Origin of the sequence: Leptothrix discophora (genome assembly GCF_030705305.1) — a bacterium.
GTDB lineage: Bacteria > Pseudomonadota > Gammaproteobacteria > Burkholderiales > Burkholderiaceae_C > Sphaerotilus > Sphaerotilus discophorus.
The window spans coordinates 17,519-37,740 of record NZ_JAUZEE010000011.1 but is presented as its reverse complement, the minus strand read 5'-3'; the positions used below and the strand labels follow the sequence as shown (position 1 = coordinate 37,740).

At 72.4% G+C, this 20,222-nt stretch carries 17 protein-coding genes and 1 pseudogene; 10 read left to right on the top strand and 8 right to left on the bottom strand.

Annotated features, from left to right (window positions below):
- Positions 1–173: 173 nt before the first annotated feature.
- Positions 174–899, bottom strand: coding sequence for an SOS response-associated peptidase (locus Q8X39_RS17200; RefSeq protein WP_305750917.1), 726 nt, complete (start codon positions 897–899; stop codon positions 174–176).
- A 40-nt stretch (positions 900–939) separates the two neighbouring features.
- The gene (locus tag Q8X39_RS17195; protein ID WP_305750916.1) at positions 940–1,962 is read right to left on the bottom strand and encodes a TerC family protein; all 1,023 of its coding nucleotides are present in this window, start codon (positions 1,960–1,962) and stop codon (positions 940–942) included.
- 272 nt (positions 1,963–2,234) lie between these two features.
- Between Q8X39_RS17195 and Q8X39_RS17190 the strand changes: the two genes are divergently transcribed.
- Positions 2,235–2,648, top strand: a complete 414-nt coding sequence (locus Q8X39_RS17190; RefSeq protein ID WP_305750915.1) for a TerB family tellurite resistance protein — start codon at positions 2,235–2,237, stop codon at positions 2,646–2,648.
- 93 nt (positions 2,649–2,741) lie between these two features.
- The gene (locus tag Q8X39_RS17185; RefSeq protein ID WP_305750914.1) at positions 2,742–3,641 is read left to right on the top strand and encodes a LysR family transcriptional regulator; all 900 of its coding nucleotides are present in this window, start codon (positions 2,742–2,744) and stop codon (positions 3,639–3,641) included.
- Here Q8X39_RS17185 and Q8X39_RS17180 read toward each other — a convergent pair.
- On the bottom strand, positions 3,638–5,674 hold the full coding sequence (locus tag Q8X39_RS17180) for a DEAD/DEAH box helicase (protein WP_305750913.1): 2,037 nt from the start codon (positions 5,672–5,674) through the stop codon (positions 3,638–3,640). The two genes, Q8X39_RS17185 and Q8X39_RS17180, sit on opposite strands and share 4 nt — an antisense overlap.
- 179 nt (positions 5,675–5,853) lie before the next feature.
- Between Q8X39_RS17180 and Q8X39_RS17175 the strand changes: the two genes are divergently transcribed.
- Together Q8X39_RS17175 and ppk2 are read left to right on the top strand one after the other, a co-directional pair.
- A complete protein-coding gene (locus Q8X39_RS17175; protein WP_305750912.1) occupies positions 5,854–7,101 on the top strand; it encodes a glycerophosphodiester phosphodiesterase in 1,248 nt (415 codons plus the stop codon).
- A 140-nt stretch (positions 7,102–7,241) separates the two neighbouring features.
- Complete coding sequence (gene ppk2 / locus Q8X39_RS17170) at positions 7,242–8,087, top strand: polyphosphate kinase 2 (protein ID WP_305750911.1); 846 nt, start codon at positions 7,242–7,244, stop codon at positions 8,085–8,087.
- Between the two features lie 13 nt (positions 8,088–8,100).
- On the opposite strand, the gene Q8X39_RS17165 is transcribed toward ppk2, so the two are convergent.
- Both Q8X39_RS17165 and Q8X39_RS17160 read right to left on the bottom strand, forming a co-directional pair.
- Complete coding sequence (locus Q8X39_RS17165; RefSeq protein WP_305750910.1) at positions 8,101–9,687, bottom strand: CYTH and CHAD domain-containing protein; 1,587 nt, start codon at positions 9,685–9,687, stop codon at positions 8,101–8,103.
- A 74-nt stretch (positions 9,688–9,761) separates the two neighbouring features.
- Entirely contained in the window at positions 9,762–9,989 is a 228-nt protein-coding gene (locus Q8X39_RS17160) for a SlyX family protein (protein ID WP_305750909.1), read from the bottom strand.
- Between the two features lie 319 nt (positions 9,990–10,308).
- Between Q8X39_RS17160 and hppD the strand changes: the two genes are divergently transcribed.
- Positions 10,309–11,361 (top strand): 4-hydroxyphenylpyruvate dioxygenase, encoded by a 1,053-nt coding sequence (gene hppD, locus Q8X39_RS17155; protein ID WP_305751006.1) that lies wholly within the window; start codon positions 10,309–10,311, stop codon positions 11,359–11,361.
- A gap of 58 nt (positions 11,362–11,419) precedes the next feature.
- Here the strand turns inward: hppD and Q8X39_RS17150 are convergent, their stop codons facing one another.
- The 3 genes from Q8X39_RS17150 to Q8X39_RS17140 all read right to left on the bottom strand — a co-directional run bounded on the left by Q8X39_RS17150 (position 11,420) and on the right by Q8X39_RS17140 (position 14,126).
- Entirely contained in the window at positions 11,420–12,334 is a 915-nt protein-coding gene (locus tag Q8X39_RS17150; protein ID WP_305750908.1) for a dienelactone hydrolase family protein, read from the bottom strand.
- Between the two features lie 142 nt (positions 12,335–12,476).
- Positions 12,477–13,361, bottom strand: a complete 885-nt coding sequence (locus tag Q8X39_RS17145) for a DMT family transporter (RefSeq protein WP_305750907.1) — start codon at positions 13,359–13,361, stop codon at positions 12,477–12,479.
- Positions 13,362–13,364: 3 nt separating this feature from the next.
- Complete coding sequence (locus Q8X39_RS17140) at positions 13,365–14,126, bottom strand: phosphonate utilization associated transcriptional regulator (protein ID WP_305750906.1); 762 nt, start codon at positions 14,124–14,126, stop codon at positions 13,365–13,367.
- A 202-nt stretch (positions 14,127–14,328) separates the two neighbouring features.
- Here Q8X39_RS17140 and Q8X39_RS17135 point away from each other — a divergent pair, with 202 nt between their 5' ends.
- The 5 genes and pseudogenes from Q8X39_RS17135 to phnX all read left to right on the top strand — a co-directional run.
- Positions 14,329–15,372, top strand: coding sequence for a putative 2-aminoethylphosphonate ABC transporter substrate-binding protein (locus tag Q8X39_RS17135; protein ID WP_305750905.1), 1,044 nt, complete (start codon positions 14,329–14,331; stop codon positions 15,370–15,372).
- Positions 15,369–16,490 (top strand): putative 2-aminoethylphosphonate ABC transporter ATP-binding protein, encoded by a 1,122-nt coding sequence (locus Q8X39_RS17130; protein ID WP_305750904.1) that lies wholly within the window; start codon positions 15,369–15,371, stop codon positions 16,488–16,490. Before Q8X39_RS17135 ends, Q8X39_RS17130 begins: the two co-directional genes overlap by 4 nt.
- Positions 16,487–18,232: a putative 2-aminoethylphosphonate ABC transporter permease subunit gene (locus tag Q8X39_RS17125; RefSeq protein ID WP_305750903.1), complete on the top strand. Its 1,746-nt coding sequence runs from the start codon at positions 16,487–16,489 to the stop codon at positions 18,230–18,232. The genes Q8X39_RS17130 and Q8X39_RS17125 overlap by 4 nt, the downstream gene beginning before the upstream one ends.
- Before the next feature lie 38 nt (positions 18,233–18,270).
- The gene (locus tag Q8X39_RS17120; RefSeq protein ID WP_305750902.1) at positions 18,271–19,368 is read left to right on the top strand and encodes a 2-aminoethylphosphonate--pyruvate transaminase; all 1,098 of its coding nucleotides are present in this window, start codon (positions 18,271–18,273) and stop codon (positions 19,366–19,368) included.
- Positions 19,331–20,209: pseudogene (phnX, locus tag Q8X39_RS17115) on the top strand (phosphonoacetaldehyde hydrolase); the annotation flags it as partial. The gene Q8X39_RS17120 and the pseudogene phnX, both read left to right, overlap by 38 nt.
- Positions 20,210–20,222 lie beyond the last annotated feature (13 nt).

The following is a 20,222-nucleotide window of genomic DNA, read 5'->3' as shown; positions in this document are numbered from 1 at the left end:
CGGCGGGGTCCGCGACGATAAGCGCCGCGCCGCCGGGCCGCGACCGGTCAGAACCCGACCTCGCGCGCCAGCACCTCCGACAGGCCGCGCCAGGCCTGTTCCCAGGGCCGATGGCCTGGACACAGCCCCGTCCCAGGCCCCGCCTCTGGTCTCGCTTCAGCTCAGGTCTCGCCTCAGATCAGCGAGCCCTGCGGGTCGGACGGCGCCGGGCCGCCGCGTGCCGGCGCCGCCCGTGCGGCGTCGGTGGCCCGTGTCACCGTGGCATCGAAGACCTCGGTCGGCGCCGGCCGGATCAGCGCACGGGCGTCGGCCTCGCCGCCGTGCAGCCAGGCGTCCCACTCATGGGGTTCGAGCGAGACCACGGCGCGCTTGTCCTGCGCGTCCGGCGGCCGTGCCGGGTCGGGCTTGTGCAGCCGGCCCAGCAGCGGGTGGCCGTCGCAGTTGCAGGTCAGCATCGTGCAGCTGGCGACGATCTCGCCGCTGGCCGGATCGGTCCATTCGGACCACAGCCCGGCCAGCGCCCAGGGTGCGCCGTCGGCCCGGCGCAGCTGCCACCAGATGTTCTTGCCCGTCTCCCAGTTCGGCTCCTGGTACCAGCTGGCGGGGATCAGGCAGCGCTGGCCGCGTTGCCAGGCGTCGCGGTAGGTCCAGCGTTCGGCCACCGACTCGGCCCGCGCGTTGTTGGTCAGCACCGAGCGCGAGGCCGGCCGCCGGGTCGTCGCCTTCGGCGCGATCAGGCCCCATTGCGCCGAGGTCAGCGCGAGGCTGCCGTCGCGCACCGTCAGGTAGGCACCCTGGCCGTAGGGCCCGACCACGCCGGCCCGGTAGCCGTCGCCGACCAGGGCCCGGAAGTGGCGCTCGATGTCCTCCTTCGGGACCATCTGGTAGAGGTTGCACATGGGCGCCACTCTAGCCCGGCCCGGCCAGTCTGGGCGCGGATCAGCTCTGCGGCAGGGCCGGGTGGGAGGCCGCCTGCGCGGGCGCCTGCGGCTGGCCCCGCGTCTTCCACAGCGACACCAGCACGCCGCCGGCGATCAGGCCGAAGGTCACGCCCAGCGAGATCGGCGCGGGGATCTTGCCAATGAAGCCGACCAGGAAGATCTTCGAGCCGATGAAGACCAGCACCAGGGCGAGCGCGTACTTCAGGTAGGTGAAGCGGTGGATCATCGCGGCCAGCGCGAAGTACAGCGCGCGCAGGCCCAGGATGGCGAAGATGTTGCTGGTGTAGACGATGAAGGGGTCGGTCGTGATGGCGAAGATCGCCGGCACCGAGTCGACCGCGAAGACCAGGTCGACGAACTCGATCACGATCAGCGCCAGCAGCAAGGGGGTGGCCCAGCGCACCGGGCGGCCGCTGGCCGGGTCCGGCTCGGTGACCACGAAGGCCTTGCCGCGCAGGCCATCGGTGACACGCAGGTGGCGGCGCAGGAAGCGCACCAGCGGGTTGCCGGCGATGTCGGGCTGGTGGTCGGCCATCCACCACATCTTGATGCCGGTGACGACCAGGAAGGCGCCGAAGACGTAGAGGATCCAGCTGAACTCGCGCACCAGCGTGGCACCCAGGCCGATCATGATCGCGCGCAGCACGATCACGCCCAGGATGCCCCAGAACAGCACGCGGTGCTGGTAGGCCCGCGGGATGGCGAAGAAGCCGAAGATCAGCGCGATGACGAACACGTTGTCCATCGACAGCGACTTCTCGATCATGAAGCCGGTCAGGTACTCGATGCCGCTCTGCGCGCCCAGCAGCCACCAGACGCCGGCACCGAAGAGCAGCGCCACGCTGATGTAGCCGGCCGACAGCAGCAGGCTCTCTCGCACGCCGATCTCGTGCTCGTCGTCCTTGTGCAGCACGCCCAGGTCGAAGGCCAGCAGGGCGGCGACGATGCCGATGAACACGAGCCAAAGCCACGCGGGCTTGCCGAGCAGGTCGGTCTGAAGGAAGGTCTGGAGCAGTTCCATGGTGTCGACGCCGGACGGCGCATCGGTTCGGATGGGGGCCGATCTTGCGGACCGTGCCCGGATCGGCAAACCAGTCGTCGGCGCATCGAAACTTCGTTTTTTCCGAACCATCGGGCCGGCCACGTCAAGACCCGTTCCGGCGCCCGCGTGGGGACGATCGGCGCCACCACGAGCAGGCCGTCCCGCAGCCCCACTGCGGTCGGGCCTGCTGGTCGCCGGCACGGGCGCTGGCTACCTTGGCGGCTCGATCCACGAACCCACGGAGTCCTGCCATGCGTGCCTACCCGACCAACAGCCCCGAAGCCGCCGCCCGCATCGTCTGCCTGGCGATGCTGGCCGACGGCGACCTGACGCGACCGGAGATCGACGTGCTGGAGGCGGTCGACCTCGGGCAGCGCCTGAAGCTGGCGCCGCCGGACTTCTACCGCGTGCTGGAGCACCTGCTTGACGACCTGAGCGTCGGCCAGCCCGGCACGGACCTGGACGCCATCACCATCGACGACCTGACCATCGCCCGCCTGATGTCCGACGTCGACGATCCGGCCCTGCGGCGCAGCGTGATCGAGCTGTGCCGCGACGTGATCGAGTCCGACGCCTGGATCAGCGACGGCGAGGCGTTGCTGCTGAACGCGGCGGTGTCGCACTGGGGCCTGCAGCGGGCGATGTTCGAGCGGCGCGCGGCCTGACCCGGACGGGGTCTCTGGCGGGGTCGGCCACGGTCAGGTCCGACCATCGCCAGAATCCGCCGGACTGCGCCTTTTCCGCAGTCCACACCCGCCATGTCCAGCCTCAACTACCGCCACCTCTACTACTTCTGGGTCGTCGCCAAGGAAGGCGGCTTCGCCCGCGCGGCCGAGCGGCTGGACATGGCCGTGCAGACCATCAGCGCGCAGGTCAAGGCGCTGGAGCAGTCGCTCGGCCACCAGCTGATCAAGGCCTCCGGCCGCAGCCTGGCGCTGACCGAGGCCGGCCAGGCCGCGCTGGCCCGGGCCGAGGAGATCTTCCGGCTCGGCCAGTCGCTGCACGACGAGGTCCGGCAGGCCGCCAGCGGACCGGCGCTGCGGCTGGCGGTCGGCCTGTCGGACGGCATCAGCAAGCTGGCAGCGCACGCGCTGCTGGCGCCGCTGCTGGACACGCCGGCCCTGCGCCTGATCTGCCACGAGGGCGAGGTCGAACAGCTGCTGGCCGAACTCGCCATGCACCAGCTCGACCTGGTCCTGGCGGGCCAGCCGTCGCCTCCCAACCCCAACCTGCGCCTGAGCAGCGACCGGCTGCTGGGTGCGCCGGTCGACTGGTATGGCCCGACCGAGCTGGTCCGCAAGGCCGGCACCGATCGCCACCCCGAGCGTTTCCCCGACTGCCTGGCCGACCTGCCGGTGCTGCTGCCGACCGGCCACTCGGCCCTGCGCGCGACGCTGGAACGCTGGTTCGACCAGCGCGGCCTGGTCCCGCGCGTGGTCGGCGAGTTCGAGGACAGCGCGCTGATGGCGGTGTTCGCCGCCCGCGGCCTGGGCGTCTTCCCGGTCAGCCGGCTGGGCGCCGACGACCTCGCGCTGATGCGCGGCCTGCGCCGCCTGGGCAGCTGCGAGGACGTGCGCGAGGAGATCCACGCGATCCGCTCCCGCCGCGGCCTGCACCACCCGCTGGTGCAGCGGCTGATGGCGAGCGCGTCGGCCTAGGCCGGCGCAGCCCCCGCCTTGCGCCGCAGGAACCCGACGTCGAAGCGGCGGGCCTCGCCGCTGGCCTCGTCGTGCAGCCAGAGTTCGCTGCCGTCCGGGCTGATGCGGGCGACCTCGCCGACGTGGCGGCCGATGCGCACGCGCAGGCCGACCGCCGCGCGCGGGAAGCCGCTGTCGCGGGCCAGCGCCTCGATCGGCCGCACCGGCCGGGTGTCGCCGGCCAGGCGCAGGCGCTGCACGATCTGGCCCAGCACCGGGTTGGCCTGGGCGTCGCCCTCGGCCAGGTAGACGATCACCTTGGCTTGGGCCCGGCTCAGCGCCACGTTGACCAGCCGGCGCGCGTCCTCGGTCTGCAGGAAGGGCTGGCGACCGTCGACCGGGTCGAACAGCACGAACGGCGCCTCGCTGCCCTGGGCCTTGTGGACCGTGCTGACGCGCACCTGGGCGCACAGGTGGCTCAGTTCATGGGCCTGCAGCGCCTGCCGGATGACGGCCCGCTGGGCCCGGAAGGGCGTCAGCACGACGATCTCGGCCGGCTCGGCCTCGCCGGCAGCGAGCGCGCGCCCGACCCGTGCGGCGATGGCCTGGGCCGAGCCGGGTCGCACGGGGCCGCGGTGGTGGGCCGACCAGCCGCCGCAGGCCTCGACCGGCTCGATGCGCACCTGCTCTTCCGGCCCGATGCCGTCGAGGCTGCGGGCTCGCCGTGCGAGCCAGGCCGGCTGCGCGCGGGCATCGTCGGCCACGCGCAGCAGGCCGTCGTAGAACAGCGCGCTGACCAGCTCGCCGATCGGCGCGGCCATGCGCGATTGCTCGTCCAGCAGCGCGACCGGGCCTTGCGGGTCGTCCAGCACGGCGCGTGCGCGCGGCATCTCGCCAAAGGCCGAACGGCCGAGCCAGACCTTGGCCTCGCGGGCCTCGCTGCGCCGCACCGGCGCGAGCTGCTGCGGATCGCCCGCATGCAGCCGCGCGCGGCCCAGCGGCGCCAGCGCCAGGGCCTGTGCGAGGCTGACCTGGCTGGCCTCGTCGAACACGACGAGATCGAACGGCGCTTCGTCACCTTCGGCCAGCTCGCGCAGGGTGCGCAGCGTGTAGCTCGCCCGGCTGGTCGTCATCGCCACCAGCCGGGCGCTGCGCAGCTCCGCCAGCGAGGCCGAACGCAGCTGCCGGCGCAGGCCGTCGACGCGGTCCTGCCAGGCCTGCAGCGCGGCCAGGTCGTGGCCCCTCGGCCGGGCCGCTTCGGCCTTGGCGAGCTGCGCCACCAGCGCCGGATCGCGCACCGCCAGCAGGTGCTCTCGGCCTTCGTAGGCGGCGGCCGAGAAGCGCGTGCCGAGCCGCCGGACGCTGGCGCGCAGGGCCTCGCGGCGCTTCTGGGCCAGCGCCTTGTCCAGCGCGATCACGGCCTGGTCGACGGCGGTGTGGGTGGTCGACAGCAGCAGCACGCGGGCCTCGGGCCGCTGCTGCAGCAGCTCGGCCAGCAGCACGCCCAGCGTGGTGGTCTTGCCGCTGCCCGGCGGGCCCCACAGGAAGCTCGCGCTGTGCTGCGGCAGGCCGTAGGCGCGGCGCTGGGCCGGCCGCAGCCAGCCGTAGGCGTCGCGTGCCAGTTCGGCCACGCCGAGCCGGCGCGGCGCGGCCAGCTCGGCGCGGGCGGCCCAGGCCCGCGCCGCCCAGGCATCGTCGGCCCAGGCCTGCGCCAGCGGCTGCAGGAAACGCGGCGGGTAGAGCCGTATCAGGCCGTCCAGCGCCGGCGGTGGCGCGCTCGCATCGGCCAGCACCAGCTGGTCGTCCTCGGCCACCACGGCCAGCACGGCGGCCTGGCCCTTGGGCGGTCCGCCCCACCAGGCGGTCGCGCCGTCGAAGCTGTCGTCGAGCATCAGCTGCGGCATCGGCTTGCCGCCGGCCCAGGCCTGGCCGGCCTGCAGCGTGACGCGCCACAGCGTGCCCTCGCGCTGCGAGGACTCGACCCGGAAGTCGTAGAACTCGGGCGTCGCGGCCAGCTCCTGCTCGATCGCGGCGCGGATCTCGGCAATGCTCATGCGGGACGGGGGATCGGTGGACCGGGGTCGGCGGCGGGAAGGGGCGCGCAGTGTAGGTTCGTGCCCGGACGCCGGGCTGGCCTCCGGACTTGCCCGCGAAGACGCGCCTCGCCGCCTGGCTTTCACCGCTCCGTCACGTCCGCCCCCTACCTTGCAGGCCCTTGCAAGGAGGAACCGACATGACCGCTCACCTGAATGCCCGTTTCGCGCTGGCCGCCCTGGCCATCGCCGCCACCACCGCCGTCTGCGCGCCCGCCCAGGCCCGTGACGAGCACGCCGCGCGCGCGCCCGCCGCCCCGATCGTGATCGGCCACCGCGGGGCCACCGGCTACCTGCCCGAGCACACGCTGGCGTCCTACGCGCTGGCCATCGAGCTGGGCGCCGACTTCGTCGAGCCGGACCTCGTCGCCACCCGCGACGGTCACCTGATCGCCCGCCATGAGCCCAACCTGATCGCGACCACCAACGTCGCGCAGCTGCCGCAGTTCGCCAGCCGCCGCCGTGACGCGATGGTCGACGGTGCGGTCGAGAACGGCTTCTTCGCCAGCGACTTCACGCTCGCCGAGATCAAGACCCTGCGCGCCATCCAGGCCGTGGGCGAGCGCGACCACCGCTTCGACGGCGAGTTCGACATCCCGACGCTCGACGAGGTGATCGCGCTGGTCAAGCGCAAGTCCGAGCAGAAGGGCCGCACGATCGGCATCTACCCCGAGACCAAGCACCCGACCTACCACCAGCAGCTCGGCCTGGCGCTGGAAGACCGCCTGCTCGCCACGCTCGACAAGGCGGGCTGGAACCACCGCGAGGCGCCGGTCTACATCCAGAGCTTCGAGACCGCCAACCTGAAGTACCTGCGCAGCAAGACCCGCGTCAAGCTGGTCCAGCTCGTCGATGCCAATGACCTGAACGCCGATGGCTCGCTGGACTTCACCGCGCCCTACGACCGTCCCTACGACTGGACCGTGGACGGCCGCACCGGCCTGTTCAAGGACATCCTGAGCCCCGCCGGCCTCGACGAGGTCAAGACCTATGCCGACGGCGTCGGCCCGTGGAAGTACTACCTGCTGCCGACCGCCTGCACGATCGTCAACGGCGCCTGCGCCGACGTGAACGGCGACGGCAAGGTCAACGAGGCCGACCGCCACCGCCTGCCGGGCACCGAGGTGGTCGCCAACGCCCATGCGCGCGGCCTGGTGGTCCACCCGTACACCTTCCGCAACGAGCAGCGCCGCCTGTCGGCCGATGACGCCGGCCTGCCGGCCAAGGAGTACATGGCCTTCTACGCCCACGGCGTCGACGGCCTGTTCGCCGACTACCCCGACACCGCCGTGGCCGCGCGCGTGCTGCACCGCCTGGACACCGACCCGAAGGCGCTGGGCTGCCTGCTGCTGGAGCGCGGCTGCGCCCGGCCGTCGCGCAAGGACTGATCGGACCCGCGGACCGCGGCTGGGGCGGGCCCGCTGCGGGCTCCCCCCTGCACGCGACGACAACCCGCCGCCGTATGCTTGCGGCGGGTCGTCCCGTGCCGGCTGCGGGAGCTGGCGGCGGCCCGGTGGAGCCGCTGGCGATGACCCGCAAGAAGACCGCAAGCAGCGACGGCCAGGCCGTCCGGAAACAGGTCCGCAAGGCCGCCAAGCCCGGCATGGGCAAGGCCGCCTACCTGGAGGCGCTCAAGCCCATGCAGGAGCGCCTCAACGACGCCGCGCGCTGGCTGGCCCACACCGGCCGGCGCCTGGTGGTGGTGCTCGAAGGGCGCGACACCGCCGGCAAGGGCGGGGCCGCCTACGCGATCAGCGAGACTCTCAACCCGCGCCAGTGCGACGTCGTCGCGCTCGGCCGGCCGAGCGACCGCGAGCGCTCGCAGTGGTACTTCCAGCGCTACGTGCCGCACCTGCCGGCGGCCGGCGAGATCGCGATCTTCGACCGCAGCTGGTACAACCGCGCCGGCGTCGAGCGGGTCATGGGCTTCTGCAGCGAGCAGGAGGCCAAGGTCTTCCTGCGCCAGGTGCCGGACTTCGAGCGCCTGCTCGTCGACGACGGCATCCTGCTGTTCAAGTACTGGCTCTGCGTCGACCAGGCGCAGCAGGAAGCGCGCTTCGCGGATCGCCTGACCGACCCGCTCAAGCGCTGGAAGCTGTCGCAGATCGACGTCCAGGCGCGCGAGCGCTACGCCGAGTACACGCGCGCCCGCAACGACATGCTCAAGGCCACCGACACGCCGCATGCGCCGTGGACGCTGGTCGACTTCAACGACCAGCGCATCGGCCGCCTGACGCTGGTCAATCACCTGCTGAGCCACCTGCCGATCGAGCCGGTGCCACAGACCGACATCGTGTTCGCGCCGCTGCGCGAGACGCCGTTGAAGGAGTCCTACGGCCGCGGCCACGCGCCGATCGAGGCCCACCGGCCCTGAGCGGCTGCCCGGTTCAGGTCGACCTGCGCGCCCGGCGCGGCCAGAGGTCCAGGCCCTCGCCGTCGTCCAGGGCCAGCAGGCGCTGCAGCGCGCGCTCGCCATCCGTCAGCAGCGCCGCGCGACGCCCGGCCAGCCAGCCCAGCGCGTAGGCCGCGGCGGCCGGGTCGGGCGCCCCGCCGCCGTCGACCTTCAGCAGCAGCTGCTCGCTCACGCACAGGTCGTTGTAGAGGCCCAGCGCCTCCTGGGCCGGCCGGATGCGTTCGAGCCAGCGCTGCGTCGCGCGTGGCCGCAGCAGCGGGCGCAGGCTGTCGATGCCGTCGCGCAGCCGCTTCAGGCGCTTGCGCAGCCGGTGGCGCTCGCCATCGGCCAGGCGGGCAAAGCGGCGGGCGTCGCGGGCAACCTGCCGCCACAGCCGCTCCAGGCGTGGCCGGACATGGGCCAGCAGCATCACGGCCGCCGCGTCCTGGCCGGACGGGCCTGCGCCCGATCCGTGCTGTGCGCCGGGCCCCTGCGCTTCGGCCGGCGTCGCCCGCATCGCGCCGATCAGGTCCAGCCACAGGCGCTGCGGCGGCGGCGAGCGCAACCAGGGCGCGAGCGTGTCGGCGGCGTCGGCCGGCAGGCGTTCGACCAGCTCGGCGGTGCCCAGCGGTGCGGTCGGTGCCGCGCCGATCTCCTCCAGCTGGGCGGCCAGCACGACCTGGTCGCGGTCGCTGCCCAGGTGCCCGAAGGCCTCGACCAGGCCGGCCATCCAGGCCGGCGTCGGGCCGCCGTCGTCCAGCAGCTTCCAGACGCCGCGCAGCCGGCGCAGGCCGACGCGGGCCTGGTGGACCTGCTCATCGTGCGCGAGGCCGCTGGCGCGCGGGTCGGCCCGGTCGGCGAGGTTGGCCAGCAGCGGCGCCAGCGTCGCGGCCAGCGCCTGCCGGCGGGCCTCGGGCAGTGGCAGGTCCTCGGCATGGCGCAGCGTGGCGGCCGGCACCGGCGCGCCGAGCACGATGCCGCTGGCCAGGCGTTCGCCGCGCTCGGCCTTGCTGCGCACGTCCAGCCACAGGTGATGGCGCTCGACCCAGCGGGCGGCCAGCGCGAGCAGGCCGTCGACCGGGCCGTCCTTCAGCTCGAACTCCAGCTCCTGCAGCGGCCAGGTCGCATCACCGGCGCGGATCTCGCCGAGGTCCAGGGCCAGCTCGACCCGCGCGCCGTCGTGGCGCAGCAGCCGCAGCGTGCGGTGGACGTCGGTCTCGTAGCGGCAGGCCAGCGTCGACGCCGCATCGCCGAGCGCCAGGCGCAAGGCCGTGCCGGCCGGCGTGCCGTCGTGGCGCGACAGGTCCAGCGCCGGCACGGCAGACGGGTCGGCGCCGTCCAGCACCACCTCGTGTTCCAGCCGCTGCAGCAGGCCGTCGCCACGGCCCTTGAGCGTCTGCACCCAGCGCTCGCCCTCCAGCCGCAGGCGCAGCGCCATCGCGGCGCGGGCCAGGTGCCGCTCGGGCGTGTCGAAGTAGCGCGCACGCAGCCGCAGCGTGGTCGCGGTGGTGGTGGCCACGGCACGCTGCACGGCGGCCAGGCGCGCGTCGGGGATCTGGAACTTCAGCTCGGTCTCGAACATGGCGGGAATGCTGGGTCGTGGTTGTGACAGGGCTGCGGTCGGCCGAGCGGTCCGAGGCGTGGTCCGAGGCGTGGTCAGTAGTGCGGCGGCAACTCGTCGCGCAGGCTGCGCGCGCCGGGCGTGCCGCTGCTGTCCTCGGCCTGCTGGCGCAGCCGCGTCAGCTCGCGCACCAGCAGGTCGATGCGGCGGGCCTGCTCGATCACGACGGCGTCGAGCTGCTCGACCAGGTCCTCGGTGTAGCTGAGCTTGACCTCCAGGTCGGTCAGGCGCTGGTCGATGCGGTCGAACGGTTCGGTCGTCATGGCGGGGATTCTCGATGTTCAAGCGCGGCACGGACCGATAGACTGGTCCGGACGCCCCTGCGGCGCCCCGATCCCCCCGGCCTTCCTCCATGAACGAACAGCGGCTCATCGTCGGCATGCACCTCGCGCGCAGCGTGCGGGGTCGTCCGTGCGCGCCGCCGGCACCGGCATCCACCTGAGCCCGCCCGCCGGTGCCGCCGCGCACCGGGTGTTCCCGTTCCCGTACCCGTTCCCCTGGAGGACTGCCATGTCCGCTGCCGCCCCGTCCCCGTCCCCGTCCCCGTCCCCTTCCCCTTCGACCGCCCCGCTCGACAACCCGATGGGCCTGATGGGCTTCGAGTTCGTCGAGTTCGCCTCGCCCACGCCCGGCCTGCTCGAACCGCTGTTCGAGCGCATGGGCTTCACGCTGGTGGCCCGCCACCGCAGCAAGGACGTGCTGCTGTACCGGCAGGGCGAGATCAACTTCATCGTCAACCGCGAGCCGCGCAGCCTGGCCGGCTACTTCGCCGCCGAACACGGCCCGAGCGCCTGCGGCCTGGCCTTCCGCGTGAAGGACTCGCACCGCGCCTATGCCCGCGCGCTCGACCTGGGCGCGCAGCCCATCGAGATCCCGACCGGCCCGATGGAGCTGCGCCTGCCGGCGATCAAGGGCATCGGCGGGGCGCCGCTCTACCTCATCGACCGCTTTGAAGACGGGAAAAGCATCTACGACATCGACTTCGCGTTCATCGACGGCGTGCCGCGCCGCCCGGTCGGCCACGGCCTGCTGACGATCGACCACCTGACGCACAACGTCTACCGCGGCCGCATGGCCTTCTGGGGCGCGTTCTACGAGCGGCTGTTCAACTTCCGCGAGATCCGCTACTTCGACATCCAGGGCGAGTACACCGGCCTGACCAGCCGGGCGATGACCGCGCCGGACGGCCTGATCCGCATCCCGCTGAACGAGGAATCGGGCAAGGGCGCCGGCCAGATCGAGGAATTCCTGATGCAGTTCAACGGCGAGGGCATCCAGCACGTCGCGCTGTCGACCGCCAGCCTGATCGACACGGTCGACGCGCTGCAGATGGCCGGCATCCCCTTGATGACCGCGCCCAACGACATCTACTACGAGATGCTGGCCGATCGACTGCCCGGCCACGGCGAACCGGTGGCCGAGCTGCAGGCGCGCGGCATCCTGCTGGACGGCTCGACCGCCGGCGGCCAGAAGCGGCTGCTGCTGCAGATCTTCAGCCAGACCCTGCTGGGCCCCGTCTTCTTCGAGTTCATCGAGCGCAAGGCCGACGAGGGCTTCGGCGAGGGCAACTTCAAGGCCCTGTTCGAGTCGATGGAGCGCGACCAGGTCCGGCGCGGGGTGATCGACCCCACGTGACCTGGGGCCCCGACCCCGGCTGCGGGCTGCCGCGGCCGGGGCCCCACGCCATGCGGGCTCAGGCGCGCAGCGTGCGGTTGAACAGCGCCAGCGTGCTGGCCCAGGCCTGCGCGGCGGCCTTGGCGTCGAAGCGTGGCGTGGTGTCGTTGTTGAAGCCGTGCTGCGTGCCGGCGTAGACCTGGGCGGCGTGGCGCACGCCGGCGGCCTTCAGCGCGCTCTCGTAGGCCGGCCAGCCAGCGTTGATGCGCTCGTCGTTCTCGGCGTAGACGATGAACAGCTCGGCCTTGATCTTCGCGACCTGATCGGCTGCCGGGGCCGGGCCGTAGAAGGGCGCGCCGGCGACCAGCTCGGGCAGCTGCGTGGCCAGGAAGTTCACCATGCCGCCGCCATAGCAGAAGCCGACCGAGCCGAGCTTGCCGCTGGCGCCGGCGAGCGTGCGGGTCCAGGCGGCGGCGGCCAGGAAGTCCTGCCGGATCTTGGCCTGGTCGAGCTTGCCGAAGGCCTCGCGGGCCTTGTCCTCGTCGCCGGGATAGCCGCCCAGCGCGGTCAGCGCATCGGGCGCGACGGCGATGAAGTTGTCCAGCGCCAGGCGGCGGGTGATGTCCTCGATGTGCGGGTTCAGGCCGCGGTTCTCGTGCACCACCAGCACGACCGGCAGCGGGCCGCTGGCTTGGGCCGGTCGGCAGACATAGGCCTTGATCGAGCCCGAGCCGTTCGGCGAGGCGATGGTGACGGTCTCGGCCTTGATCCGGCCGTCGTCGGGCTTGACCTGCTGGGCGCTGGCGAAGTCGGGGCTGAGCGCGGCCAGCAGCGCCACCGAGGTGGTGCCGGCGACGGCGGCGTAGCGGCCGGCCTGGTCGAGAAAGCCGCGTCGGTCCAGCAGGCCATGCACGTACTGGTCGAACAGCTTGAGCACGGCGGGATCGAAGTCGGCGGCGGTCAGGCGGGCGGGGCGATCGGACAGGTCGGACATGCGCAAAGGCTCCTGAGTTGGCGGAAGCCGAGCTTGTACGTGAGCTTCCAAGGCCCTGTCATCGGGACGCCCATCGGGCGCTGCGACCCACGGCGCGACAAGCTGTCGACCCAGTTGGGGGTTGGTGGCCGGGACGCCGGTTTCAGCCCAGCCGCAAGGTGATCACCCCGCCGACGATGACCGCCGTGGCCATGCCGCGCTGCCAGCCGAAGGGCTCGCGCAGCAGCAGCGTGCCCAGCAGCGCCGCGAACAGCACCGAGGTCTCGCGCAGCGCCGCCACCGTGGCCACCGGCGCACGCGTCATCGCCCACAGCGCGATGCCGTAGCTGCCGATCGACGCCAGCGTGCCCAGCGAGGCCAGCGGCCAGCGGCTGGCCGCATAGGCGCGCACGGCGGGCAGGTCGGCCCGGCGCTGCCACAGCACCAGCAGCAGGTAGGGCAGGCCGTCGAACAGGAACAGCGCGGCGACGTAGGGACCGGCCTGACCGGCCGCCCGCACGCCCAGCCCGTCGACGACGGTGTAGGCGGCGATGAAGCCGGCGTTGAGCAGCGCGAACAGCAAGGCCCGCCGGCGCTGGTCCGACGCCGAGGCATCGACCCGGCGCGGCTGGCGTGACAGCCCCAGCGCCAGCACGCCGACGCTGAGGGTGGCGACGCCCAGCCAGGCCAGCGGCGACAGCGTCTCGCCCAGCAGCGAGGCGCTGGCCAGCGCCACCAGCAGCGGCGCGCTGCCGCGCATCACCGGATAGGTCAGGCCCAGGTCGCCATGCCGGTAGGCGCCGGCCAGCGCGACGTAGTAGCCGATGTGGATCAGCATCGAGCCGGCGACCCAGGGCCAGGCGGCCGGCACCGGTGGGCCGAACCACAGCAGCATCGGCACGGCCACCAGCGTGGCCAGGCCGTGGATCAGCGCGGTGTCGAGCGACTTGTCGTGCGAGGACTTGATCAGCGCGTTCCAGCTCGCGTGCAGCGCCGCGCCGGCCAGCACGGCCAGCAGCACCGGGACCGGGATGTCGGCCGTGGCCACCGCTCAGGCCGGCGAGCGGCGGCGCGGGGCCGGGCGTGGCGCGGCGGCCGGTCCGGGGGACGAAACGGACGCCGGAACAGACGCCGGAACAGACGCGGCCTGCGCGGCCAGGTGGCGCTGCCAGGTGCGCTCGCGGCTGTTCATGACGTGGTCGTGCATGGCCTGGCCGGCGGCCTCGACGTCGCCGGCCGAGATGGCACGCACGATCTGCCGGTGCTCGCGGGCGTAGACCGCCATCGACTCGGACGTGAGGTTCTGGCGCCGGTACAGCTTCAGCTCGTTGGTGAGCTTGCGGTAGGTCGCTGCCAGCTTGGCGTTGCCGGCCAGCTCCAGCAGGCGGTCGTGGAACTGCAGGTTGTGCAGGTGGAAGGCGGCCGCGTCGCCGGCCTTGGCGGCGCTCTCCATCACCTCGACGAACTTGCGCAGTTCGCGGGACTGCGCGGCGGTGGCGGTCCCGGCCAGGCGACGTCCGACGTGCTGGTCCATCAGCGCGCGGACCTCGAAGATCTCCAGCACCTCCTCGATCGGCAGCTCGCGCACGAACACGCCGCGGTTCTTCTCGGTGCGGACCAGGCCGGCCTCCTCCAGCATGCGGAAGGCCTCCCGGATCGGCCCGCGCGAGACGCCCAGGCGCGCGACCAGGTCGGCCTCGGTCAGCTTGGCGCCGGGGGCGAGCGTGCCGTCCAGGATCAGGCGCTCGACCTCGGCCTGCACCAGGGTGGCCAGCGAGGTGCCTTGCAGCAGGGCGATGTTCTCGGTCGACATGGGCGTGTGGTGCGGCCGGGTGGGCGGCATGTGCGGATCGGGTCCGGATTGTGACCGTGACAGTGGCCCGGACAGCGCCTGAATTCCCCTCGAAATGAAGATTGTCGACAATCGACAACCGGCAATCGACGAAAGACGGGCTTGACACGGGGCTGTCATGCGGCGCTCCTACAAACCGGGCATCCATCCAACGGAGCTCTCGATGACCCGACCGAACGTCCTGCGCGGCACCCTTGCCGCCGCCATCGCCCTGGTCTGCAGCGGTGCCGCGCTGGCCCAGAAGACCACGCTGACCGTCTATACCGCGCTGGAAACCGACCAGCTCAAGGCCTACCAGCAGGCCTTCAACTCGGTCCATCCCGGCATCGAGATCAAGTGGGTGCGCGACTCCACCGGCGTCATCACCGCCAAGCTGCTGGCCGAGAAGGCCAACCCGCAGGCCGACGTGGTCTGGGGCGTGGCGGCGTCCAGCCTGGCGCTGCTCAACCGCAACGGCATGCTCGAGCCGTATGCGCCGCTGAACCTCGACGCCATCATGTCGCAGTACCGGGACAAGAAGAACCCGCCGGCCTGGTGGGGCATGAACGTGTTCGGCGCGACGGTCTGCTTCAACACCGTCGAGGCCGCCAAGCGCAACATCCCCATCCCGACCAGCTGGAAGGACCTGACCCGGCCGGAGTTCAAGGGCCAGGTCGTGATGCCCAACCCGGCCTCGTCCGGCACCGGCTACTTCGACGTGGTGGCCTGGCTGTCGCTCTGGGGCGATGACAACGGCAAGGGTGGCGGCTGGCAGTACATGGACGCGCTGCACGCCAACATCGCCCAGTACACGCACTCGGGCAGCAAGCCCTGCAACATGGCCGCGGCCGGCGAGTACGTCGCCGGCATCTCCTTCGAGTACCGCGCGCAGTCCAACAAGACCAAGGGCGCGCCGATCGAGCTGGTGTTCCCCAAGGAAGGCCTGGGCTGGGACCTGGAGGCCTTCGCGATCCACAAGGGCACGCGCAACACGGAGGCCGCCCGCAAGCTGGCCGACTGGGCGTCGAGCAAGGACGCCATGATGTTGTACGGCAAGAACTTCGCGCTGACCGCCCAGCCCGGCGTCGCGCCCAAGCTGCCCAACATCCCCGCCGACTACGAGAAGCGCCTGATCAAGCTGGACTTCGACGCCGCCGCCGCCGGCCGCGAGCGCGTGCTGGCCGAGTGGCTCAAGCGCTACGACGCCAAGAGCGAAGTGCGCAAGTGAACCCGTCGCCCTGCCTCGCCCTGCGCGGCATCCGCAAGGTCTGGGGCGGCTTCACCGCCCTGGACGGCATCGACCTGACGATCGGGCGCGGCGAGTTCGTGTGCTTCCTCGGCCCCTCGGGCTGCGGCAAGACCACGCTGCTGCGCATCATCGCGGGACTCGAACTGCAGAGTGCCGGCACGCTGGTGCAGGACGGGCGCGACATCTCCCGCCTGCCGCCGGCGCGGCGCGACTACGGCATCGTGTTCCAGTCGTATGCGCTGTTCCCCAACCTGACGATCGGCCAGAACGTGGCCTACGGCCTGGTCAACGGCGGCGGCTCGCGCGAGGCCATCCGGCGGCGCGTCGACGAGTTGCTCGACCGCGTCGGCCTGCCCGGCAGCGAGCACAAGTACCCGGCGCAGATGTCGGGTGGCCAGCAGCAGCGCGTCGCGCTGGCGCGGGCGCTGGCGACCTCGCCCGGCCTGCTGCTGCTCGACGAGCCGCTGTCCGCGCTCGACGCCATCGTGCGGGTGCGGCTGCGCCACGAGATCCGGGCGCTGCAACGCCAGCTGGGCGTGACCACCATCATGGTCACGCACGACCAGGAGGAGGCGCTGTCGGTGGCCGACCGCATCGTCGTGATGAACGGCGGGCGCATCGAGCAGGTCGGCACGCCGATGCAGGTCTACCGCGAGCCGGCGACGCCCTTCGTCGCCGACTTCATCGGCAAGTGCAACCGGCTGGACGCGCGGGCCGAAGGTGGTGGCTGGTACCGCTGCGGCGAGCTGCGCCTGCCGGCCCATGCCGACGTGGCGCATGCGCCGGGCACGCCGGTGACGCTGTTCCTGCGACCCGAGGACCGCCGGCTGGAAGGGCTGGACGGCCTCGACCCAGCGACGCCCGGCCTGTGCCACGGCCGGGTCGACGCGATCGAGTTCCTGGGCGGCAACTGCCTGGCCACGCTGCGCGTCGACGGCCTGGCCGCGCCGCTGCTGCTGCAGTTCTCGCTCAACCAGATGGACGAGTTCGACGTGCACGTCGGCGCCTGGCTGCGCTTCGCGCTGCGGACCGACCGGCTGCGGGTGTTCGATGCCACGGCCCCGGCCGGCGCGTCGCCGCAGAGGATCGCCGCATGACCGCGGCCTGGTTCGACCGCCTCGCCGTCCGGCCCGCGCCGCCGCGCCTGCGCCGCACCGCCGCCGATGCCTGGATCGGTGCGCTGCGGCTGGCCGTGCTGGCGCTGCTGCTGGTCGGCCTGGCCGGACCGCTGGCGGCGATCCTGTCGCAGGCCTTCGCGCCCGCCGAGGGCGTGGCCGCCGAAGGCTGGGCTCAGGCCCTGAACCGGCTGGCCGACTACCTGGCCTCGCCGGCGCTGCGCGGCAGCCTGGTCAACAGCCTGTGGGTGTCGATGCTGGTGACGCTGATCGTGCTGCCGCTGGCCTTCGTGTTCGCCCATGCGCTGACGCGCAGCGCGATGCCGTTCAAGGGCCTGCTGCGCGGCATCACGCTGCTGCCGCTGCTGGCGCCGTCGCTGCTGTCGGCGATCTCGCTGATCCACTGGTTCGGCAACCAGGGCCTGCTGCGCGACAGCTGGCGCGCGCTCGGCTTCGACGGCATCTACGGCGCGCCCGGCATCGTGCTGGCCGAGTGCTTCGCGGTCTTCCCGCATGCGCTGATGATCCTGGTCAGCGCGCTGCGACTGGCCGATGCGCGGCTCTACGAGGCCGCCGACGCGATGGGTACCCGCGCGCTGCGCCAGTTCCTGACCATCACGCTGCCGGGGGCGCGCTACGGGCTGGTGTCGGCCGGGCTGGTCAGCTTCACGCTGGTCATCACCGACTTCGGCATCCCCAAGGTCATTGGCGGCAACTTCAACGTGCTGGCCACCGACGTCTTCAAGCTCGTCATCGGCCAGCAGGACTTCCAGCGTGGCGCGGTCGTGGCGCTGCTGCTGCTGCTGCCGGCGCTGCTGAGCTTCGGCGTCGACCAGCTGGTCCAGCGCCGCCAGACCGCCATGCTGACGGCCCGCGCGGTGATGTGGGTGCCGCGCCGCTCGCCCGCCTTCGACGGCCTGATGCTGGCCGCCTGCGCGCTGGTGGCCGCGACCCTGCTGGCGCTGTTCGGCATGGCGGTGTTCGCGTCCTTCGCGACCTTCTGGCCCTACAACCTCGCACCCAGCCTGGTCCACTACACGACCGGCCTGATCGATGCCGAGCTGGATGTCGCGCTGGTCAACAGCCTGAAGCTCGCCGCCGGCACCGCGCTGGCCGGCCCGGTGCTGGTCTTCCTGGGCGCCTGGCTGCAGGAGAAGGCCCGCCCGCCCGCCTGGGCCCGCGCGCTGCTGGGCCTGCTGGCGCTGCTGCCGATGGCGGTGCCGGGGCTGGTGCTGGGCCTCGGCGCGATCCTGTTCTTCAACGCGCCGTCCAACCCGCTGCATGGCCTCTACCAGACCGGCGCGCTGCTGGTGCTGTGCACGCTGGTCCACTTCTACACGACCGGTCACCTGACGATGACGACGGCGCTCAAGGCCATCGATCCGGAGTTCGAGGCCGTGTCCGCCTCGCTCAAGGTGCCGCTGCTGCGGACCTGCTGGCGCGTCACGCTGCCGATCTGCCTGCCCACGCTGGTCGACGTCTCGCGCTACTTCTTCATCAACGCGATGACGACGGTGTCGGCGGTGGTCTTCCTCTACACGCCCGACACCCGGCTGGCCTCGGTCGCGATCCTCAACCTCGACGAGGCCGGCGAGACCGGCGCGGCCGCCGCGATGGCGGTGCTGATCACCGCGACCTCGGCGCTGGTGTCCCTGCTCTACCTGCTGCTGGCCCGCGTGGTCCGCCGCCACACCCAGGCCTGGCGCGAGCCGGCCAGCCCTTGATCCCCACGACGGCCAACCCGGCCAGCGCCACACCCGCCATGGACCGCGACCCCATCCTGCTGACACCCGGACCCCTGACCACCACCCTGCGCACCAAGCTCGCGATGCTGCGCGACTGGGGTTCCTGGGATGCCGACTTCAACGCGCTGACCGCCGGCCTGCGGCGTCGCCTGCTGGACGTCATCCACGCGGCCGACAGCCATGTCGTCGTGCCCTTGCAGGGCAGCGGCACCTTCAGCGTCGAGGCGGCGGTGGCCACGCTGGTGCCGCGCGACGGCCACCTGCTGGTGCTCGACAACGGCGCCTACTGCCAGCGCATGGGCAAGCTCGCCACGCTGATGGGCCGCCGCACGACGCTGCACAGCCGCGCCGAGGACGCGCCGGTCAGCGCCGCCGAGCTGGAGGCGCTGTTGCGCGCCGACGCCAGCATCACCCACGTCGGCCTGATCCATTGCGAGACCGGCACCGGCGTGGTCAACCCGCTGGCCGAGGTGGCCGAGGTCTGCGAGCGGCTCGGCCGCGGCCTGATCGTCGACGCGATGAGCGCCTTCGCGGCCCTGCCCATCGATGCGCGCGAGATCCGCTTCGACGCGCTGATCGCGGCCAGCGGCAAGTGCCTGGAGGGCGTGCCCGGCATGGGCTTCGTCTTCATCCGCCGCGAGCTGATCGATGCCTGTGCCGGCAACAGCCATTCGCTGGCGATGGACCTGCAGGACCAGCATGCCTACCTGCAGCGCACCGGCCAGTGGCGCTTCACGCCGCCGACCCACGTCGTCGCGGCGCTGGCCGAGGCGATGCGCCAGTTCGAGGAGGAAGGCGGCCAGCCGGCCCGCCTGGCGCGCTACCAGGACAACTGCCGCACGCTGGTCGACGGCCTGCGCGCGCTGGGCCTGCGCACCTTCCTGACGCCCGAGCGGGTCTCGCCCATCATCGTCACCTTCCACGCGCCGGCCGATCCGGGCTACGACTTCAAGGCCTTCTACGCCGCGGTGAAGGCGCAGGGCTACCTGCTCTATCCGGGCAAGCTGACGCAGGTCGAGACCTTCCGCGTCGGCTGCATCGGCGCGATCGGCCGGCACGAGATGCAGCAGGCGGTCGATGCCATCGGCCGTGCGCTCGCCGCGCGCTGGACGTGAGCCACTCCCATCGATCCACTTTCGCGCGCAGCAGCCGATGACCATGACCCTCCCCTCGACTTCCGACAACTCCCTGGCCGCCGTCGTGTTCGACTGGGCCGGCACCGTCATCGACTTCGGCTCGCGCGCCCCGATGGGCGCCTTCGTGCAGCTGTTCGCGCGCTACGGCATCGCGCTGAGCATCGCCGAGGCGCGCGGCCCGATGGGCATGGCCAAGTGGGACCACATCCACGCGCTGGGCCAGCTGCCGCGCGTGGCCGCGCAGTGGCAGGCCCGCCATGGCCGGCCCTTCACGGCGGCCGACGTGGACGAGCTGCACGAGGTCTTCACGCCGATGAACGCGGCCGTCATCCCCGATCACGCCGACCTGATCCCGGGTGCGCTGGAGACCGTGCAGGCGCTGCGCGCGCGCGGCCTGAAGATCGGTTCGACCACCGGCTACAACCGGCCCATCATGGACGTGCTGGTGCCGCTGGCCGCGCAGGCCGGCTTTGCGCCCGACAACCTCGTCTGCGCCGGCGACCTGGCCGCCGGCCGGCCCTCGCCGCTGATGATGTACCGCTGCTTCGCCGACCTCGGCGTCTGGCCGCCGCACCGCGTCGTCAAGGTCGACGACACCGGCGTGGGCCTGCAGGAAGGCCGCGCCGCCGGCACCTGGGCGATCGGCGTGGCGATCAGCGGCAACGCAGTCGGCCTGAGCCGCGAGGCCTGGCAGGCGCTGGCCCCCGTCGAGCAGGCGTCGCTGCGGGCCGAGGCCCAGGCCCGGCTGCTGGCCGAGGGTGCCCACCTGGTGATCGACAGCGTGGCCGACCTGCTGCCGGCGCTGGAGACGATCGAGGCGCGCCTGCGCGCTG

Coding starts and splice junctions, on each gene's coding strand:
- Q8X39_RS17200 (WP_305750917.1), bottom strand. CDS start 899: ATGTGCAACCTCTACCAGATGGTCCCGAAGGAGGACATCGAGCGCCAC.
- Q8X39_RS17195 (WP_305750916.1), bottom strand. CDS start 1,962: ATGGAACTGCTCCAGACCTTCCTTCAGACCGACCTGCTCGGCAAGCCC.
- Q8X39_RS17190 (WP_305750915.1), top strand. CDS start 2,235: ATGCGTGCCTACCCGACCAACAGCCCCGAAGCCGCCGCCCGCATCGTC.
- Q8X39_RS17185 (WP_305750914.1), top strand. CDS start 2,742: ATGTCCAGCCTCAACTACCGCCACCTCTACTACTTCTGGGTCGTCGCC.
- Q8X39_RS17180 (WP_305750913.1), bottom strand. CDS start 5,674: ATGAGCATTGCCGAGATCCGCGCCGCGATCGAGCAGGAGCTGGCCGCG.
- Q8X39_RS17175 (WP_305750912.1), top strand. CDS start 5,854: ATGACCGCTCACCTGAATGCCCGTTTCGCGCTGGCCGCCCTGGCCATC.
- ppk2 (WP_305750911.1), top strand. CDS start 7,242: ATGACCCGCAAGAAGACCGCAAGCAGCGACGGCCAGGCCGTCCGGAAA.
- Q8X39_RS17165 (WP_305750910.1), bottom strand. CDS start 9,687: ATGTTCGAGACCGAGCTGAAGTTCCAGATCCCCGACGCGCGCCTGGCC.
- Q8X39_RS17160 (WP_305750909.1), bottom strand. CDS start 9,989: ATGACGACCGAACCGTTCGACCGCATCGACCAGCGCCTGACCGACCTG.
- hppD (WP_305751006.1), top strand. CDS start 10,309: ATGGGCCTGATGGGCTTCGAGTTCGTCGAGTTCGCCTCGCCCACGCCC.
- Q8X39_RS17150 (WP_305750908.1), bottom strand. CDS start 12,334: ATGTCCGACCTGTCCGATCGCCCCGCCCGCCTGACCGCCGCCGACTTC.
- Q8X39_RS17140 (WP_305750906.1), bottom strand. CDS start 14,126: ATGTCGACCGAGAACATCGCCCTGCTGCAAGGCACCTCGCTGGCCACC.
- Q8X39_RS17135 (WP_305750905.1), top strand. CDS start 14,329: ATGACCCGACCGAACGTCCTGCGCGGCACCCTTGCCGCCGCCATCGCC.
- Q8X39_RS17125 (WP_305750903.1), top strand. CDS start 16,487: ATGACCGCGGCCTGGTTCGACCGCCTCGCCGTCCGGCCCGCGCCGCCG.
- Q8X39_RS17120 (WP_305750902.1), top strand. CDS start 18,271: ATGGACCGCGACCCCATCCTGCTGACACCCGGACCCCTGACCACCACC.